Origin of the sequence: Bradyrhizobium sp. Ec3.3 (assembly GCF_000472925.1) — a bacterium.
GTDB lineage: Bacteria > Pseudomonadota > Alphaproteobacteria > Rhizobiales > Xanthobacteraceae > Bradyrhizobium.
Window position 1 is genome coordinate 372,553 of record NZ_AXAS01000002.1, and the last position, 18,044, is coordinate 390,596.

Sequence of the window (18,044 nt, forward strand, 5' to 3'; positions counted from 1 at the left end):
CATAAGCGCACGGTGAGCCGTCGGGCGCTTGAAGCTTGGCATAATGAATACAAGAATGCCTCTACAGCGCTCGCAAAAAAGAGAAGCGCATCTGGAGGATTCATGACGGACATGGTGCACGCAACAACGGCCCCAACGGCCGCGCGCGTCAGCGACACCTTTCGCTGGGCTCAACTCGCGATCGGCGTCGCCGCGATGGTGATGATCGCGAACTATCAATATGGCTGGACGTTCTTCGTCCCCGACATCCAGAAAACATTCGGCTGGGATCGCGCCTCGATCCAGTGGGCGTTTACGTTGTTCGTGCTGTTCGAGACCTGGCTCGTGCCGGTCGAGGGATGGTTCGTCGACAAATACGGTCCGCGCATCGTCGTCCTCGTCGGCGGCGTGCTCTGCGCGATCGGCTGGATGATCAACGCCAAGGCCACCACGCTGAACGGTTACTATCTCGGCATGATCATCGCGGGCATCGGCGCCGGCGCCGTCTACGGCACCTGCGTCGGCAACGCGCTGAAATGGTTTCCGGATAAGCGCGGTCTTGCCGCCGGCCTCACGGCGGCCGGCTTCGGCGCCGGCTCCGCGCTCACGGTCGCGCCGATCCAGGCGATGATCAAGGACTCGGGATTCCAGTCCACCTTCCTCTATTTCGGCCTCGGCCAAGGCATCATCATCTGCATCCTCGCCTTCTTCCTGCTCGCGCCGAAGCCGGGCCAGGTGCCGAACGTGGTGCAGAATGCCGCGCTCGTGCAGAGCCGGCGCAACTATCAGCCAACGGAAGTGCTGCGCCAGCCGATCTTCTGGCTGATGTACTTCATGTTCATGATCGTCGGCGCCGGCGGCTTGATGGTGACGGCGAATCTCAAGCCGATCGCGGTCGACTGGAAGGTCGACGCCATTCCGGTCACGCTCATGGGCATGACCATGACGGCGGTGACGTTCGCAGCGACCATCGACCGCGTGCTCAACGGCCTGACGCGTCCGTTCTTCGGCTGGATCTCCGACATGATCGGCCGCGAGAACACGATGTTCATCGCCTTCGGCATGGAAGGCATCGGCATCTGGATGCTCTACCTCTGGGGCCACGATCCCGTCTGGTTCGTGTTGCTGTCGGGCTTCGTGTTCTTCGCCTGGGGTGAGATCTACTCGCTGTTCCCCTCGACCTGCACCGACACGTTCGGCGCTAAGTTCGCGACCACCAATGCGGGCCTGCTCTACACTGCGAAGGGCACGGCCGCGCTCCTTGTTCCCTTGGCCAACTATGTGCAGCAGACCTCGGGCCATTGGGACAACGTGTTCATCATCGCGGCCGGCGCCAACATCCTTGCCTCGTTGCTTGCGATCCTGGTGCTGAAACCCTGGCGCAAGACGGTCGTCGCGCAGGCGTCCGCCTAAGCCCTCACCCTTCCAATCTCGCGCACTGCGCCCGGCCCCTTTGGGGGCCGGGCGTTTCGTTTTTAGAGAATAGTTCCAACTTCACATAATCCGAAGGAACCAGCGCATTTTGCTGCGACGCACCGCAAGATAGGACTTGCATTCTGGGATATGGTATACCAAGCTCCGCGCCGCGCTTGCGACCATACGCCACAAGATTTGCGACACTCCGTCGTCTTGCCGACGCCGGGTAACAACAGGCAGCGCGTTGGGAGGTTGTTGATGATTTCCAGCACGGACGGCGCCGTCACGGCCGCGCCTCTTCGAAGTGGTTTCCGTTGGCTCCAGCTCGTGATGGGCATCGTCTGCATGGCGATGATCGCCAACCTGCAATATGGCTGGACGCTGTTCGTCGATCCGATCGATGCCAAGCATCACTGGGGCCGCGCCGCGATCCAGCTCGCCTTCACGATCTTCGTGGTGACCGAAACCTGGCTCGTGCCGATCGAGGCCTGGTTCGTCGACAAATACGGCCCGCGCATCGTGATCATGTTCGGCGGCGTGATGATCGCCCTGTCCTGGGTGCTCAACTCCTACGCTGACTCGCTCACCTTTCTCTACGCCGCCGCAGTCGTCGGCGGCATGGGCGCGGGCGCGGTGTACGGCACCTGCGTCGGCAACGCGTTGAAATGGTTCCCCGACCGTCGCGGCCTTGCCGCCGGCGCGACCGCCGCAGGCTTCGGTGCGGGCGCGGCGATCACCGTGGTGCCCATCGCCAGCATGATCGCCTCCAGCGGCTACCAGACCGCGTTCTTCACCTTCGGCATCGGCCAGGGCGTGATCGTCTTCGTGCTCGCCTTCTTCATCCAGCCGCCGTCGATCTTCGTGCCGCCGAGGAAGAAGAAGCTCAACCTGCCGCAGACCAAGATCGACTTCACCCCGCCGCAGGTGCTGCGCAGCCCAATTTTCTGGGTGATGTATGTGGTCTTCGTGATGGTTGCCTCCGGCGGCCTGATGACCGCTGCCCAGATCGCGCCGATCGCACACGACTTCAACATCGCCAACACGCCGGTCACGCTCGCCGGCTTCCAGATGGCGGCGCTGACCTTCGCGATCTCGCTCGATCGCATCTTCGACGGTTTCGGCCGTCCGTTCTTCGGCTGGGTCTCCGACAATATCGGCCGCGAGCACACCATGTTCATCGCCTTCGGCACGGCCGCCTTGATGCTGCTGACGCTGTCGGCCTATGGTCACGTGCCGATCGTGTTCGTGCTCGCGACGGCAGTGTACTTCGGCGTGTTCGGCGAGATCTACTCGCTGTTCCCGGCAACCTGCGGCGACACCTTCGGTTCGAAGTTCGCAACCACCAACAATGGCATGCTCTACACTGCGAAGGGTACCGCCTCGTTGCTGGTGCCGCTCGCAAGCGTGATCTCGGCGACCTATGGCTGGAAGGCGGTGTTCGTCGTTGCAGTCGCGCTGAACGCGACGGCGGCGCTGATGGCGGTGTTCGTGATCAAGCCGCTGCGGCGCTCCTTCATCCTCGGCAAGGAAGCCGCGACGATCGAGGCTGCAACGGGCAACGCTAAGACCGAGACGGCGTAGCGAGAGCAAACGCTTTCGCATCGGCCAAAAGGGGCGCAGTATTGCGCCCCTTTCTTTTTGCTGGTTGGCGCATGCGAAACGTCAGCATTGCTGCCGCAAGATTTTTCGGATGCGCCAAATCCAGTGCTTGACGATTGGCATAATGTATACCAGACTATTTCCAGATCGTTCACCCAGGGAGGTTGCAATGCTGGTCGGAGACATTCTGCGCAAGAAGACGTCGCGCGTCGTGACCGTGCGTATGAACGAAACGGTGGGTATTGCCGCGAAGCTGATGCGCGCCAACAACATCAGCGCGCTCGTGGTCAAGGACGTCGTCCGCTCCGAGGGCAACACCGCCGTCGGCATGTTCACCGAGCGCGACGTGGTGCGCGCCGTCGCCGAGCACGGCGCGGCCAGCGTCAACGTCAAGGTCTCGCAGCTCATCTCGGTGCAGCAGCTCGTCTCCTGCACCTCCTCCGATACGATCGAGCACGTGCGGCATCTGATGAACCGGCACCACATCCGGCACCTGCCCGTGATCGACGACTACAGCCTCGTCTCCGTCATCAGCATGCGCGACATCGCCGCCGCCGTCGACGCGATCACCGACAGCACGCCGCACGCGGCCTGACGGGCTGAACTACTTCCCCTGCGACTTCTGGCCCCGGCTCGGACCATCCGAGCCGGCCGGGACCCTTCGTGCCCAGATTCCCGATTCAGCTCCCCCTCTGCGAGGATTTCATGAAGATCTGCATCTACGGCGCCGGCGCGATCGGCGGATATCTTGGAGTGCAGCTTAAGCGCGCGGGCGCCGACGTCAGCCTCGTTGCGCGCGGCCCTCACCTCGTCGCCATGCGCGAGCGCGGCTTGAGGCTGCTCATGGATGGCGAGGAGCACGTGGTGCATCCGCGCTGCACCGACAACGCGGCCGAGCTCGGCGTGCAGGACTACGTGATCGTCACGCTGAAGGCGCATTCGATCACCGGCGTGATCGAGAAGATGCAGCCGCTGCTGGGGCCGCGTACCCGCATCGTCACCGCGGTGAACGGCATCCCCTATTGGTACTTCTACAAGCACGGCGGAAGTTACGAGAACTCCACGCTCGAGAGCATCGATGCCGGCGGCCGGCAGTGGCGGGAGCTGGGCGCCGAGCGTGCCATCGGCTGCATCGTCTATCCCGCCACCGAGATCGAGGCGCCCGGCGTGATCCGCCATGTCTACGGCAACAATTTCCCGCTCGGCGAGCCCTCGGGCGAGATCACGCCCGACGTGCAGCGCCTGGCCGACCTCTTCGTCGCTGCCGGCATGAAGGCGCCGGTGCTCGACCGCATCCGCGACGAGATCTGGCTGAAACTCTGGGGCAATGTCTGCTTCAATCCGATCAGCGCGCTGACCCATGCAACGCTCGACGTGATCTGCACCGATCCTGCGACGCGTGCGCTGTCGCGTGCGGTGATGCTGGAGACGCAGGCGATCGCCGAGACTTTCGGCGTCAAGTTCCGCGTCGACGTCGAGCGCCGCATCGAGGGCGCCCGCAAGGTCGGCGCGCACAAGACCTCGATGCTCCAGGATCTCGAGCGCGGCCGCCCGATGGAGATCGATCCGCTCGTCACTGTGGTCCAGGAGATGGGCCGCATGACCGGCATCGCTACGCCCGCGCTCGATTCCGTGCTCGCCATGGTCACCCAGCGCGCCCGGATCGCCGGCCTCTACGACGGCGTCACGACGCCTGCCCAAACCAAGGCGGTGGCGTGATGAGCGCGGCCGGCCCGACGAAATGGCTCCGCTTCCGACACGCCGGCGCGACGGGATTCGGAACGCTCACGCCAAGCGGCATCGCGGTACATGACGGCGAGATTTTCGGCCGCAACACGCCGAACGGCCGAGTGCTGGCGCTCGACGAAGTGGAGCTGCTCGCGCCGTGCGCGCCGAGCAAGATCGTCGCGCTCTGGAACAACTTTCACGCGCTCGCCGCAAAGCTCAATCAGCCCGAGCCGCCGGAGCCGCTGTATCTGTTGAAGGCAACCACCAGCATCACAACGCCGGGCGCCGTGATCCGCCGCCCCTCCTCCTATGACGGCAAGACCACGTATGAAGGCGAGCTCGGCATCGTCATCGGCAAGAGCTGCAGCCGCGTTTCGAAAGCCGAGGCCGACGCCTTCATCTTTGGCTACACCTGTGTCAACGACATCACCGCCAACGACATCCTCACCCGCGATCCTACCTTCGCGCAATGGGCCCGCGCCAAGGGCATCGACGACTACGGCCCGTTCGGCCCGGTGATCGTAACCGGTCTCGATCCCGCAAAGCTCGTCGTCCGAACCATCCTCAACGGCGTGGAGCGGCAGAACTATCCGATCTCCGACATGATCTTCAGCGCGCAGGAACTGGTCAGCAAGATCTCGCATGACATGACCCTGCTTCCGGGCGACCTCATTGCGGTGGGCACCTCCGTCGGAGTCGGCGTGATGAAGGAGCCCGTCAACACCGTGACCGTCGCGATCGACGGCATCGGCGAGCTGACCAACGAGTTTCGTCTGTAGCCGAACCGTCGTAACCCGGATGAGCGAAGCGACATCCGGGAGGCGCGCCTCCGCGGGATGGCTTGCTTGAGTTCTCGCAAAACCCATCCTGCGCTTATCACGCGCGTGTGAGGTCTCACGCACAGCAAACATATTTCTCCAACGCGCCGCGCGTTCGCCGCACTGTGGACGCATTCCGACGCGCATCTTCGAGGTGCTTGGGGAGCGCGGCGGGCTACGGCCGTGCTTTGTCTGATCTCAAAGGGGAACTACCAGTGAAGAAAATCGTGATTGCAATGGGCGCAACGCTTGCCCTGGCGACGGCCGCGAGCGCCGCGGATCTGCCGCACCGGCAGCCCGTCCCCGTCTATCCGCAGGGACCGGCTCCGATCGGCAAGATGCCGATCGGCAAATCGCCGATTGGAAAAGCTCCGATCGGCAAGGCGCCCGGCCCCATCGTGTCGCGCTACTGAAGCCTCACGCATCTCCAAAGCTGCTTTTGTCGACGGCTGAAAGGCGAAGCGTGGCAATCACACGTCAGAGATCGGGATTGCGCATCCTAGCGGGATGCGCAGTCCTTTCGCTCGTTTGCACAATCCAGTCGGCTTCTGCCCACGAGGCACGCAAGCGCATCGCTGACGCGAATGCGCTTGCGCCCCGTAACGCGCCTGCCCGGTCCAAGGCCGGTCAGGCGAAGGGCCCCTATTACGTGGACTTCAGAGCAAGGACCGCGGCAAGCTGGGGACATGCCTTCGTCTGGTACGGCAAGACCAGCGAGCGCGCCGTCGAAGTCGCAGGCCTGACGCCCGCGGGCGACACGCTCACCTATATGCTCGGCCACGTCATTCCGGTCCCGTCCGAGACGGGGGCGAGCTATGGCGACCTCGATCCGGAATATCTGACGGCAAGCTACCGCGTCTATCTGAACGAGGCCGACGCCAAGCGGGTGTTCGCCTATATCAGGAAATTGCAGGACAGTTCGCCGGTCTGGAACGCCGAGACCATGAACTGCACGGGCTTCATCGGCAACATCGCGGAGTTCATGGGACTGAAGGTCCCCATGCGCTGGCAACGCCCCGAGGAGTACGTCAGCAAACTGAAGGAAATGAACGCCGGCCGCCAGATGGTCCAGCTCGCGCCGGAGCAGTAGCGCGCGTTCATACCCACTGGGCAGGACCTCCTGCCCTTCCACGAGCCTCCTCGTCATTCCGGGACGCGCCAAGCGCAAGCCCGGAATCCATATCCGCGAGCGTTAGTTGGGTCACGAGCCGGCAAGGCGGCCGTGCATCATTCCGGGCTCGGCGCTTCGCGCCGCCCCGGAATGACGTACTTTCGGGTCTTGCGGCTCGAACCCGGGCGCCTGACAGAGCGACAAAATAGCCGCCGCTCACCGCAAGCACGTCGACGCACCAATCATGTCTTTCATCCTCGGCCTCCTATCCGGTCTCCTCGGCGCACTCGCCGGCTGGTCCGGCCTTGCCGCGCTGGTAGTGGCGCTGTCCGGGCCTGACCGCGACGGGGGCATCGCCATGGGGGCGTTCTTCAACATCGGCCCTTTCGGCGGCCTCGTCGGCTTCGGTATCGGCGTCTGGCTGTTCACGAGATTCGGCATCGTTCGCGAGAACGCGCCGCCGGATGACATGCCGGGCGCGGTGAGCCGGACGCACATCTCCTACCCCTTTGCCGTGACTGTCGTGCTGATCGTCGCGGGCCTCGCCTATTGGGGCTGGTACGAGCTGATCCGCTCGCCCTACCTTACGCACGGCTTCATGACGCTCGAGCTGCAATTCCGCCTGCCGCCCGGCAAGGCCTTGCCGCCTGACAAGACCGACGTGCAGATCTATGTCGACGAAAGCCACGGCTTCGCGCCCGTCACCTTGAGCGAAGGCTGGCACGGTCACGATGGCGACCGCCAGGTCATCCTCGCGACCGCCGCGCTGTCGTACAAGACGAGCCGGCGCGAGGTCATCCTGACTCTTCCCGACACGCCCACCGAGACCTGGCGGATCGATCTCTCCCGCGATCCCGATCCCACGCCGGGCTATTCGCCCTGGCGCCCCGGGATCGGCGGGTCGCCCGCGAAGATCGAGATGAATTTCCGCCTGACTGCCGATCGCTAGAAAATCGCGTCGCGCGCAAGACTGGCTGGGCTGCTTCCCCTAAGCTTCGGGACGGCTCTCCTCATAAACCTCTTGCTCGCTGTCCTCGGCGTCGGGAAACACGAAAGTCAGAACCCGAGTCGCGGCTTGTCCGGTCACGCGTCTGATCAATTCTCGGCGTTCGCCATAGAGCAACTTCAGGGGATCGGGAATGTCGGCGCCGGGTGGTCGCTCCCACACCTCGTTCGAAAACCCGAGCATCTCGGTGCAGTAAACGCTCATCGACACTTCCGAAAGCAGGTATTCGCGTTCGTAGTCTCGCTCCCGTTCCGGCGACGCGCCGAGACCATAGCGTCCGGCTCTCTGCTCGACGAATGCCTGAATCGTGTCCGCGAGCATCCGGTCCCCCAGCACTGCTTGTTGCAGGCGCTGCGCGAAGTCCGAGTATTGCGCCGTTTCCGCGATCTCGTCCCAGCAGACGATGGCACCGCGCGCCCGTGCACCCGATCGGAAGGATGTCCGCTGGATCAGCTTCAGGATCTGGCTGGCTTCCTGCTTCGCCTTGTGCACTGCCGACGGAATGGTCCAGTATCGGCCGGTCATTAGACGATCCAGGACAAGCAGGCGATCGGCGACCACCATCAGGTGATCATGATGCCTGAGGTCATACTTGTCGAAGAGCGTCATGAGCCCGGCGGTCGTACGGTACCTTGTGTGCGGGTAGAGACACACCGGAATGAAATATCGGTCCTCACTGGGCATTCGATTGCATCCTTCAACTGGTCGCGCCGCTGGTCGCATCGGCCGGCTTTGCCTGCCAGGCGGAAGGCTGTATCCCTCGCGAAGGGTCCGGGGCGGGAGACGGTCTCGTCGTATCGACGCTCGCTCGCATGTTGAGCTGAGCGACGAAGTCGGGGGTGCCGGAGAAGCGCTCCGCATAGGCTTCGTAGATGAGTGAATCTCCGAAGGCTGACATCAAGCCGAAGCCCCCGGCTTTTCCGCAGGCATCGCCTTCACCATCCCATCTCACGGCAGTGCCTTCGGGAAATTGCTGCCAGTGTCCCTGGCAGCGCACCGCCGAACTCTTCAGCCCTCCTCCGTTCGGCGACAGCAGACATGCCGTGCCATCGCGATGGAGATACATCGAGAACAGACGCCCCTGTCGGCTCGAAGCTTCGATGAACTGTCCCGCAAAGGACCGTCCTCTGTCCGTGTACAGCTCCGAAATCTGTACGATGATGCACAACACAAAGGCAACGAGGCCGATCTGCATCGCAACGAACAGACTCATATAGATGCTCGCAATCCCCACCTGGCGAACGGCCGGCTGGGCGAGGCTGCTCGTGAAAAATCCCGCCGCCATCATGACGAGCGCGCCGACTACGGCACGACCGAGAATCCTTGTCCACGACGGCCGCGCGTCCTGAACTGGGCTGTCGCCGAGCCACAACGCGACGCCAGCAATGACGATTGCAAGCGGCGCCCAGGGCAATGTTTGAGTGACGGCCTCGACCAGCCCCTTGCTGATGTCGCGGGCCTCCACTTTGAGCACCTGTCCGCCGACGAGCAGGGCAATGAGAACGAGCGCAATATAGCCGAGGGCGCCGCCGAGAAGGATGGGCTTCGCGTAACGCAGGATGGGACGCTCTCGATCGAAATTGTTGATGTCGAACCACTCCCGTCGACCGATGTGGACGCCGCGAATGAGCAGCGCTCCCAGGATCGCGAAGAAATAGAAGGCATCCGTCGACCAGGACCAGAAGAACTGCCCAGGCAACTCGGTCGGCACCTTCAACGCTTCGATCGTCTGCTCGTCCTTCAAAACGAAGTTCTCAAAGAGCTGCGTCGTCCAGACCGCGAACACGGACAGAATCGAGAGCGCTGCGAGCGACAACCAAACGAGCGCCTCGATGCGGCGTTCGCGGGGCGGATCCGGCCTGACCGCAAACCCGAGCTTGCTGATGATGTCGAGGCTCTCCGCGTCGTTCCTGACGCTGGACCGGACGCCGCAAGCCACGAAGGTATAAAGCCGATCTCGCAGGTTCCGGACTTCGCGGATCGCCGCCGGGTCGGGAACTGCGTCAGGATTGGAATTGGCGCGCAACCGCTCGGTCAAGTACTTGCGCACGGGCAGAGCGAGCGCAATGTGCCTGTCGTTGATGCTATCGAGCTCCTCTTTGTAGTAGTCGTAGAAGAGCGGATCGATGTTGGTGCTCGCCTGGTTATTCTCGGACAATGCGCTCAGCACACACCCGGTGTTGTACCAGACGTGCAGGAAATCGTCCTCGAAGATCAGCTTGCTCAGGTTTGCCGGCTCTTGACCGCTCTTTCCGATCTGCACGCCGAGCTTGCGGGTCTGCAGGGCGACTGCAGCGGCGCTGCAGTGGAACGGGAAGCCGCGAAGTTGGGCGACGGTTCGACGGATCGATTCAGGTATGCGAGCGACCGAATGAAGAAGCCCTCGGATGCGGCGTTCTCCTTCGTTCAGCCGCGGAATGGTCTGGAATGCTATCAGCATCAGCGCAACACCGAGCGGAAGGGTCGTATCGCTGGGCTTTGGAGCTTTTTGGCTGAGCTCCTCGGGAAGCAGGGCGTAGAAGATCTCCGGTACGGCCGACAGGATGAAGAAGACGATGAGGATCGCGAAGACATAGCCGAGCTTGGCGCGCAGGTAGCGCCTTCGCGAGGTCGAGAATTTCGGTTTGTAGCGCACGAAATATTCGGACGTGCCTTCATAGCTCGGCTCGTCGAACCGCGACCAGAAATACACCCCGATGATCATCGCACCGAAGCCTAGCGCCGCAAGCCAATGCGCATTGTGCGCGATCCATATCCAGCCAAGCATGGCGGCGCCTCCCGTCTTCGCGAGTGGAGCGATCCGCGGCAGCGCGCGCATCGCTGCAGGCAGTGTGTCGAGCCGACTTCCGAGTTCCCGCGAAGGTAGCATTTTGGATAGTTCACATTTGTGAATTGGATCACAGGGCGGCCGCAGTTCGCACGGGTCACTGTGTCGCACTCACGACCAATATTATCTTCTACCGAATTTTTGATTTTATTAAGTGCAGCGTTTCGCGAGCGTCGGGCGTTCGCCAGGACGACACCGGAGAGCGCATCTGGCGACCGCCAGCAGGAATTATCCGCCGCGCGGAACATCGCCCGTCGCTCGCATGATCGCCCTGCCCTGGTCGCACTTCCCGCGAATAGACTTTTGCCGGACCGGGCGGCATCCTGCCGCCGAAAGAAGTCGATAAGCGGCCGCGCGGCCAATCGCGCGCCCGAGGAAACAGAGGGCACCCATGCTGAAGACACGTTTCACCGATCTGGTCGGGGTCGAGCATCCGATCGTCCAGGGCGGCATGCAGTGGGTCGGGCGCGCCGAGCTCGTGGCGGCGGTGGCGAACGCCGGCGCGCTCGGCTTCATCACGGCGCTGACCCAGCCGACGCCCGAGGACCTCACCAAGGAGATTGCGCGCTGCCGCGAACTCACCGACAGGCCATTCGGCGTCAACCTCACGATCCTGCCCGCGATCAAGCCGCCGCCCTATGCCGAATATCGCGCCGCCATCATCGAGGCCGGCATCAAGGTGGTCGAGACCGCCGGCAACAAGCCGCAGGAGCATGTCGATGAGTTCAGGAAGCACGGCGTCAAGGTCGTGCACAAATGCACCAGCGTCCGCCACGCCCTGTCCGCCGAGCGCATGGGCGTCGACGCCATCTCGATCGACGGTTTTGAGTGCGCCGGCCATCCCGGCGAGGACGACACGCCGGGCCTGATCCTGATCCCGGCCGCCGCCAACAAGGTCAGGATCCCGATGATCGCCTCGGGTGGCTTCGCCGACGCTCGGGGCCTCGTGGCCGCGCTGGCGCTCGGGGCCGATGGCATCAACATGGGTACCCGCTTCATGGCGACCAGGGAGAGCCCGATCCACCAGCTCATCAAGGAGAAGATCGTCGCCAATGACGAGCGCGAGACCGAGCTGATCTTCCGCACCATGCGCAACACCTCGCGCGTCGCCAGGAACGCGATTTCCACCAAGGTCGTTGCCATGGAGAAGGAAGGCGCCCGGTTCGAGGACATCCGCGAGCTGGTGGCGGGCGCCCGCGGCAAGATGGTCTATGCGACCGGCAATTCGGACGAAGGCATCTGGTCGGCCGGCCAGGTGCAGGGCCTGATCCAGGACATCCCGAGCTGCGCCGAGCTCATCTCCCGCATCGTGCGCGAGGCGGAGGCCATCATCAGGAACCGGCTCGAAGGCATGATCGTTCAACCGGTCGCACAAGCTGCGGAATGATCGCCAGCGCGCGCTTAGCGTTGCGATTCACGTTTAGGATGAACCAGAGGTGACGCATGAAGGCCTACGTCTATGGCCCTGAGGGAGCTGCGATTTCCGACGTCGCTCAACCAACGCCTAAGGGCACGCAGGTGCTGGTCCGCGTCCGCGCCTGCGCGCTCAACCGCGCCGACACCGGCATGCGCAAGGGCCATGCCCATGGCGCGGCCGGCGGGGTCGGCACCGTACTCGGCATGGAATGGGCCGGTGAAGTCGCCGCCCTCGGGCCCGACGCGAAAGGCGTGAAGGTCGGCGACCGCATCATGGGCTCGGGCGCGGCGGCGTTCGCGGAGTACACGCTCGCCGATCACGGCCGCCTGTTCCGCGCCCCCTCGAACATGAACTTCCAGGAAGCCGCCACCCTGCCCGTCGCGCTCGCGACCATGCACAACGCCGTCGTCACCGTCGGCGGAATTCAGCCGGGCCAATCCGTTCTGATCCAGGGCGCAAGCTCCGGCGTCGGCCTGATGGCGATGCAGATTGCCAAGCTCAAGGGCGCAAGGCTCGTGATCGGTTCGTCGACGGATGCCCATCGCCGCAGCCGGCTTACCGATTACTGCGCCGATCTAGCGATCGACTCCTCCAACCCCGGCTGGGTCGACCAGGTGCTGAAGGCCACCGGCGGCGAAGGTGTCGACCTCATCGTCGACCAGGTCTCGGGCAAGGTCGCGAGCCAGAACCTTGCCGCAACCAAGGTGAAGGGCCGCATCGTCAATGTCGGCCGGCTCGGCGGCACCCATGGCGACTTCAATTTCGACCTGCATGCGGCGCGTCGCATCAACTATATCGGCGTCACCTTCCGCACTCGCACGATCGAGGAAATCCGCGAGATCTTTGAGGAGGTTCGCAAGGACATCTGGAGTGCGGTGGAAGCGCGCAAGCTGCAGCTGCCGATCGACAAGGTGTTTGCCTTCGACGACATCGACGCGGCCTTCGCGCACATGGAGGCCAACAGGCATCTCGGCAAGATCGTCGTCACGCTGTGAGGGCGTGACCGTCATTCCGGGGCGCCCGAAGGGCGAACCCGGAATCACAGAGCGGGCCCCGCTCTTGCAACTCACTTGCGACTGCACCTGTGGATCGTCGCTTGATGTTCGCGGACCGCCTGCTAAATCCCCGGCCATGAATTCTCACACCAGCAAAACCTCGGTCGCCGCGATCTCCATCTTCGCCAGCGGCGGCATGGCGGCCGCCAAATTCGTGGTCGGGATCGCGATTGGCTCGCTGGCGCTGATCTCTGAGGCGCTGCATTCCTCGATCGACCTGGTCGCAACCATCATCACCTGGGCGGTGGTGCGGGTGTCCGACAAGCCGGCCGATGACGAGCACCATTACGGCCACGGCAAGCTCGAGAGCATCTCCGCGCTCGGCGTCACTGCCCTGCTCTACGTGCTGGCCGGCGGCATCCTGGTCGAGGCCTATAGCCGCCTGCGCGAGGGCACGGCGCCGCCGACCATCTCGGCCGTGCCCTTCGTCGTGCTGGTGATCGACATCGTCGTCAATCTCTGGCGGGCGCGAGCGCTGCATCGCGCCGCGCGGGAGACGCGGAGCCAGGCACTCGCGGCCGACGCACTGCATTTTGCCTCCGACGTGATGGGCTCGTTCGCCGTCATCGCCGGCCTCATCCTCGCCGGCCTCGGCTTCTGGTGGGGCGACGCCGCGGCGGCGGCCGCCGTCGCCGTGATGATCGCGGCTCTCGGCCTGCGCATGGCAGGCTCCACGGTGCAGACGCTGGTCGACCGCGCGCCGGAGGGCGCGCTGGAGAAGGCCACTGCCGTAATCAAAAGCGTGCCCGGCGTGCTCGATGTCGAGCGCCTGCGCGTACGCATGGTCGGGGCGACCTATTTCATCGACACCATCGCAAAGGTGCCGCGGACCTATCCGATCGACCGCGTCGAGGACATCAAGCGCAACGCGCAAGCCGCCGTCGGCAAGGCGTTCGGCGACGCCGACCTTACATTCACCGCCGTCCCCGTCGCGCGCGACAACGAGACCGTGCGCGACCGCATCATGGTGATCGCGCGCAATTCGGGCCTTGCCATCCATCACGTCACCGTGCACGACCTCGGCGCCAAGCTGATCGTCGGCATCGATCTCGAGGTCGACGCCGAGATGCCGCTGGTTGCGGCCCACGACGTCGCCAACACACTGGAGCGCAACATCCAGGAGGAATTCGGCGAGGATGTGGAGGTCGACGTCCACATCGAGCCGCTCCAGCCGGAGCTGCCGTTCGGCGTCGACGCGCCGGCGGAACGGGTGCAGGCCATTGCAGCCGCGCTCACCGGCTTTGCCGCTGATAGCGATATCCACGACATTCATAATGTGCGCGTGCGCAACACCGATGCCGGCGAGATCGTCAACTTCCACTGCCGCGCCACGCCGTCGATGAGCGTGATCAAGGTGCATGAGCATGTCGACGAGATCGAGCGCGCACTACGTCGCGCCTTCCCGAGCGTGAAGCGCGTGATCAGTCACGCCGAGCCGCCGCGCGCATGAACAGGTGCGCGAAGAGTCACACGTTCCCGTTTCGGACTCGCCGCGCACGTCATATTGCGGCCGCTCGCGGCGCAAACTCTCCATTGGATAAGAATTATTTCGCGTTAACGATTCGTTGACTCTCGACAGTCCGCGAAAACTGGATTCAAATCGCTGTGATTCGGAAGCGAGCGGGGGCTTCATTCCGAATTGTGGTGCAGCAATATCTCCTGGGGGCCGAAGGCATGCCGCGCGCAGACGCCGCGAGCGCGTGCGTCCAATCCGATTCGATCAAGGGATTGGCGCAATCGATCGCGAAACCGGCCTACCACCGGCTCCTGATCGCCGAGCCGGCGCTCCGGCGCGCTGTGCCTACTCTCATCATCGCCTTCCTCATCACCATCTGTCTCGGCGCCTTCGTCCAGGTCGTCGACCAGACCCGGCAGAAGCGGCTGGTGATCAAGCACGACATTCAGGCGCTCGCCGACCTGCTCGCCGAGCGCATCGATCGTCTCGCCTCGGTGCGCATGGAACGGCAGAAGAACATCGAGCGCCTGCCGACGCTGTTGCCCGAGTTCGTTCCCTCCTGGGGCACGGCCTCGGGCCGCCACGTCATCGTCACCTCCGTCGGCACCGACCGCCGCATCCTCGCACGCATTCCCGTGGACACCGACCCGGCCGGCAACGACCGCCTGCTCGATGCGATCACCACCGCGCAGCTGGTGGCGACGCCGCCGCAACAGAACGACGTCTCCGATCTCACGCTGCCCAGCGGCAACAGCGCGGTGGCGATCTCGCGGCCGATCAAGTCGCTGCCCGGTCAAGTCACCGTGATCCAGGAGCGCAACGAGCCGATCTGGGGCTCGGATGCCGCGCTCTCGGTGACGCTGTCGGCGACCACCGGCTTCGTCGTCCTGATTCTCGGCTTCGCCTTCCACTGGCAGTCGACCCGCGCCCGCGAGGGCGACCTGATCAACGACGCCGTACGCGGCCGGATCGACACCGCGCTCAACCGCGGGCGCTGCGGCCTTTGGGACTGGGATCTTTCGCGCGGCAAAATCTTCTGGTCGCAGTCGATGTTCTCGATGCTGGGCCTCGACGGCCGTAACGAGCTCCTCACCTTCGGCGAGGTCAATGCGCTGGTGAAGTCGGACGACATCGACCTGTTCGCGATCGCCGACCAGCTGATCTCGGGCCAGATCGACCACATCGACCAGAGCTTCCGCATGCAGCACGTCGACGGCCACTGGATCTGGCTCCGCGTGCGCTGCGAGCGCACGCGCGCCACGGGCGATTCCGCCATGCACCTGATCGGCATCGCCGTCGACATCACCGAGCAGAAGAGCCTTGCCGAAAAGACGGTGGAAGCCGACCTGCGGCTGCGCGACGCCATCGAGACGATCCCGGAAGCCTTCGTGCTGTGGGACAACAGCGACCGTCTGGTGCTCTGCAACTCGCACTTCCAGCGCCTGCACAGGCTGCCGGACTCGGCCGTCATCCCCGGCACCTCCTACGAGACCGTGCTCGAGGTCGGCCGCATGCCGGAGGTGCGCACCCGCCACAACGAGACCGCCAATCAGGGACCGGGCGCCCGCACCTTCGAGGCGCAGCTCGACGACGGCAGCTGGCTGCACATCAGCGAGCGCCGTACCAAGGACGGCGGCTACGTCTCGGTCGGCACCGACATCACGCGCATCAAGGAGCACGAGCAGAAGCTCGTCGACAACGATCTGCGCCTGCGCGCCACCGTCATCGACCTGAAGCGCTCGCAAGCGGCGCTGGAGCGCCAGACCAACGAGCTCGCCGATCTCGCCGAAAAATACCAGCGCGAAAAGACCCGCGCCGAAGAAGCCAACCAGACCAAGTCGAAATTCCTCGCCAACATGAGCCACGAGCTGCGCACGCCCCTGAACGCGATCATCGGCTTCTCGGAGGTCATGGGAAGCGGCATGTTCGGCGAGCTCGGAAACGAGAAGTACCAGGAATACTGCCAGGACATCCTCACCAGCGGTCACTACCTGCTGGAGGTCATCAACGACATCCTCGATATGTCCAAGATCGAGGCCGGCCGCATGAAGCTCGACATGGAGGAGCTCGACCTGTCGCGCACGCTCGCGGAATCGCTGCGGGTGGTCTCGGGCCGCGCGCAGGACAAGAACCTGACGCTCGATGCCGACATCGACAGCATCATCTCCGTCGTCGCCGACCGCCGCGCCACCAAGCAGATCATCGTCAACCTCCTGTCCAACGCCGTGAAGTTCACGCCCGACGGCGGCCGCATCGTGGTGCGCAGCCGGCAACTCGAGGACAAGGTCGTGCTGATGATCGCCGACACCGGCATCGGCATCGCCCCGCATTCGCTGGCGCGGCTCGGCCGCCCCTTCGAGCAGGTCGAGAGCCAGCTCACAAAGACCTATCACGGCTCGGGCCTGGGGCTCGCGATCGCCCGCTCGCTCGCGCAACTGCACGGCGGCACGATGCGGCTGCGCTCGAAGATCGACGTCGGCACCATCGTGCGCGTCACGCTGCCGCGCGATGCCAACAAGGCCGCAGCCAGGATCCCCGCGGCCGCCTGACCCCGGTCAGGATTGCAGCGTCGGCGCCACCTCGCGCGCGACGTTGACGAGCGCGGCGATCAGCGGCGTCATCGGGTCGCGCTGCGGGATCACAAGGCCAATGCTGTAGTTGACCTCGGGATCGATGATCGGGATCGAGCGGACGGTGTCCTTGAGGCCGAGCGTCTCGGCAAGCTTCGCAGGCATCACGCTCGCCCAGCGCCCGGTCTTCACATGCGTGAACAGCACCAGCAGCGAGTTCGACGTCAGCGTCGGCGTCGCCTCGGCATTCACCGAGCGCAATGCGCGGTCGATGATGCGGCGGTTCTGCATGTCCGGCGTCAGGAGGCACAGCGGCACCTTGCCGACCTCCGCCCAGGTCACCGTCTCGCGGTCGCCGAACATCGCATCCGGCGCGGTCAGGAGGCGATAGCTCTCGTTGTAGAGCGGGATGGTGCGCACCTTGCCGATCGGCTCGTTCTCGATATAGGTCAGCCCCGCATCGACCTCGAGATTTTCGAGAAGTCCCAGCACCTCCGACGAGGTGGTCGACTGGATGCGGAAACGCACCTCCGGATGCTTGGCGCGGAACGGCGTCGTCAGCGAGGCCACCATGCCGAGCGCGGTCGGGATCGCCGCGATGCGGATCTCGCCGGAGAGCTTGTGCTTCAGCCCGTTGATCTCGTCGCGCATGGCGCGGGCGTCGCCGACGATGCGTCGCGCCCAGTCGAGTGCCCGCTCGCCTTCCGGCGTAAAGCCCTGGAAGCGCGAGCCGCGCTGGACCAGCATGACGCCGAGAATCTCCTCGAGTTGCTTCAGCCCGGTCGACATGGTCGGCTGGGTGACGCCGCAGGCTTCCGCCGCGCGTCCGAAATGCCGCTCCTTGGCGAGCGCCAGCAGAAGTTCAAGCTTGTCGAGCAACCGCTATTCCCCTGGGATTATGTCGTGGCATGCAAGCTATCACGATGGGCCTTCTCCAACACCCGAAAACGGGACGTTGCCGGAACAATCATTGCGATTTCGTATCACCCGATTGCGTGACCCTATCGATGCGAATTCCCGATCGCAGCATGGGACAGCTTTATTGATTTTCGAATGATTCCA

15 protein-coding genes are annotated in these 18,044 nt (G+C 64.1%); 12 read left to right on the forward strand and 3 right to left on the reverse strand.

All coding sequences use genetic code 11. The features are described 5' to 3' along the window. Positions 1 to 102: 102 nt before the first annotated feature. From oxlT (YUU_RS0104225) to YUU_RS0104260, 8 genes are all read left to right on the forward strand, one after another. Positions 103 to 1,392 carry an oxalate/formate MFS antiporter gene (gene oxlT / locus YUU_RS0104225; RefSeq protein ID WP_027521243.1) on the forward strand — a complete coding sequence of 430 codons (1,290 nt, stop codon included), beginning with the start codon at positions 103 to 105 and terminating at the stop codon, positions 1,390 to 1,392. A gap of 261 nt (positions 1,393 to 1,653) precedes the next feature. After that, complete coding sequence (gene oxlT / locus YUU_RS0104230) at positions 1,654 to 2,976, forward strand: oxalate/formate MFS antiporter (RefSeq protein WP_027521244.1); 1,323 nt, start codon at positions 1,654 to 1,656, stop codon at positions 2,974 to 2,976. A 187-nt stretch (positions 2,977 to 3,163) separates the two neighbouring features. Beyond that, positions 3,164 to 3,589, forward strand: a complete 426-nt coding sequence (locus YUU_RS0104235) for a CBS domain-containing protein (RefSeq protein ID WP_027521245.1) — start codon at positions 3,164 to 3,166, stop codon at positions 3,587 to 3,589. 110 nt (positions 3,590 to 3,699) lie between these two features. Next, positions 3,700 to 4,713, forward strand: coding sequence for a 2-dehydropantoate 2-reductase (locus tag YUU_RS0104240; RefSeq protein WP_027521246.1), 1,014 nt, complete (start codon positions 3,700 to 3,702; stop codon positions 4,711 to 4,713). After that, positions 4,713 to 5,501: a fumarylacetoacetate hydrolase family protein gene (locus tag YUU_RS0104245; RefSeq protein WP_027521247.1), complete on the forward strand. Its 789-nt coding sequence runs from the start codon at positions 4,713 to 4,715 to the stop codon at positions 5,499 to 5,501. Before YUU_RS0104240 ends, YUU_RS0104245 begins: the two co-directional genes overlap by 1 nt. Before the next feature lie 254 nt (positions 5,502 to 5,755). Beyond that, positions 5,756 to 5,953 carry a hypothetical protein gene (locus YUU_RS0104250; RefSeq protein WP_027521248.1) on the forward strand — a complete coding sequence of 66 codons (198 nt, stop codon included), beginning with the start codon at positions 5,756 to 5,758 and terminating at the stop codon, positions 5,951 to 5,953. 50 nt (positions 5,954 to 6,003) lie between these two features. Beyond that, positions 6,004 to 6,630 (forward strand): hypothetical protein, encoded by a 627-nt coding sequence (locus YUU_RS0104255; RefSeq protein ID WP_035661152.1) that lies wholly within the window; start codon positions 6,004 to 6,006, stop codon positions 6,628 to 6,630. Between the two features lie 265 nt (positions 6,631 to 6,895). Continuing rightward, positions 6,896 to 7,600 (forward strand): hypothetical protein, encoded by a 705-nt coding sequence (locus YUU_RS0104260; protein WP_027521250.1) that lies wholly within the window; start codon positions 6,896 to 6,898, stop codon positions 7,598 to 7,600. 39 nt (positions 7,601 to 7,639) lie between these two features. Here the strand turns inward: YUU_RS0104260 and YUU_RS0104265 are convergent, their stop codons facing one another. Continuing rightward, entirely contained in the window at positions 7,640 to 8,221 is a 582-nt protein-coding gene (locus tag YUU_RS0104265) for a hypothetical protein (RefSeq protein ID WP_156944082.1), read from the reverse strand. A 133-nt stretch (positions 8,222 to 8,354) separates the two neighbouring features. Then, complete coding sequence (locus YUU_RS0104270) at positions 8,355 to 10,424, reverse strand: hypothetical protein (protein WP_156944083.1); 2,070 nt, start codon at positions 10,422 to 10,424, stop codon at positions 8,355 to 8,357. A gap of 451 nt (positions 10,425 to 10,875) precedes the next feature. Here YUU_RS0104270 and YUU_RS0104275 point away from each other — a divergent pair, with 451 nt between their 5' ends. The 4 genes from YUU_RS0104275 (at position 10,876) to YUU_RS0104290 (ending at position 16,961) form a co-directional block, all read left to right on the forward strand. Further along, positions 10,876 to 11,871, forward strand: coding sequence for a nitronate monooxygenase family protein (locus YUU_RS0104275; protein WP_027521253.1), 996 nt, complete (start codon positions 10,876 to 10,878; stop codon positions 11,869 to 11,871). A 56-nt stretch (positions 11,872 to 11,927) separates the two neighbouring features. After that, entirely contained in the window at positions 11,928 to 12,896 is a 969-nt protein-coding gene (locus YUU_RS0104280; protein WP_027521254.1) for a zinc-binding dehydrogenase, read from the forward strand. Between the two features lie 136 nt (positions 12,897 to 13,032). Next, the gene (locus YUU_RS0104285; protein ID WP_027521255.1) at positions 13,033 to 14,406 is read left to right on the forward strand and encodes a cation-efflux pump; all 1,374 of its coding nucleotides are present in this window, start codon (positions 13,033 to 13,035) and stop codon (positions 14,404 to 14,406) included. A gap of 224 nt (positions 14,407 to 14,630) precedes the next feature. Next, entirely contained in the window at positions 14,631 to 16,961 is a 2,331-nt protein-coding gene (locus tag YUU_RS0104290; protein ID WP_027521256.1) for a PAS domain-containing sensor histidine kinase, read from the forward strand. A gap of 6 nt (positions 16,962 to 16,967) precedes the next feature. Here the strand turns inward: YUU_RS0104290 and YUU_RS0104295 are convergent, their stop codons facing one another. Beyond that, positions 16,968 to 17,861, reverse strand: a complete 894-nt coding sequence (locus YUU_RS0104295) for a LysR family transcriptional regulator (protein WP_027521257.1) — start codon at positions 17,859 to 17,861, stop codon at positions 16,968 to 16,970. Positions 17,862 to 18,044: the final 183 nt, after the last annotated feature.

Excerpts from the sequence above, each read along its gene's own strand:
- oxlT (WP_027521243.1), top strand. The coding sequence starts at position 103 with ATGACGGACATGGTGCACGCAACAACGGCCCCAACGGCCGCGCGCGTC.
- oxlT (WP_027521244.1), top strand. The coding sequence starts at position 1,654 with ATGATTTCCAGCACGGACGGCGCCGTCACGGCCGCGCCTCTTCGAAGT.
- YUU_RS0104235 (WP_027521245.1), top strand. The coding sequence starts at position 3,164 with ATGCTGGTCGGAGACATTCTGCGCAAGAAGACGTCGCGCGTCGTGACC.
- YUU_RS0104240 (WP_027521246.1), top strand. The coding sequence starts at position 3,700 with ATGAAGATCTGCATCTACGGCGCCGGCGCGATCGGCGGATATCTTGGA.
- YUU_RS0104245 (WP_027521247.1), top strand. The coding sequence starts at position 4,713 with ATGAGCGCGGCCGGCCCGACGAAATGGCTCCGCTTCCGACACGCCGGC.
- YUU_RS0104260 (WP_027521250.1), top strand. The coding sequence starts at position 6,896 with ATGTCTTTCATCCTCGGCCTCCTATCCGGTCTCCTCGGCGCACTCGCC.
- YUU_RS0104265 (WP_156944082.1), bottom strand. The coding sequence starts at position 8,221 with ATGGTGGTCGCCGATCGCCTGCTTGTCCTGGATCGTCTAATGACCGGC.
- YUU_RS0104270 (WP_156944083.1), bottom strand. The coding sequence starts at position 10,424 with ATGCTTGGCTGGATATGGATCGCGCACAATGCGCATTGGCTTGCGGCG.
- YUU_RS0104275 (WP_027521253.1), top strand. The coding sequence starts at position 10,876 with ATGCTGAAGACACGTTTCACCGATCTGGTCGGGGTCGAGCATCCGATC.
- YUU_RS0104280 (WP_027521254.1), top strand. The coding sequence starts at position 11,928 with ATGAAGGCCTACGTCTATGGCCCTGAGGGAGCTGCGATTTCCGACGTC.
- YUU_RS0104285 (WP_027521255.1), top strand. The coding sequence starts at position 13,033 with ATGAATTCTCACACCAGCAAAACCTCGGTCGCCGCGATCTCCATCTTC.
- YUU_RS0104290 (WP_027521256.1), top strand. The coding sequence starts at position 14,631 with ATGCCGCGCGCAGACGCCGCGAGCGCGTGCGTCCAATCCGATTCGATC.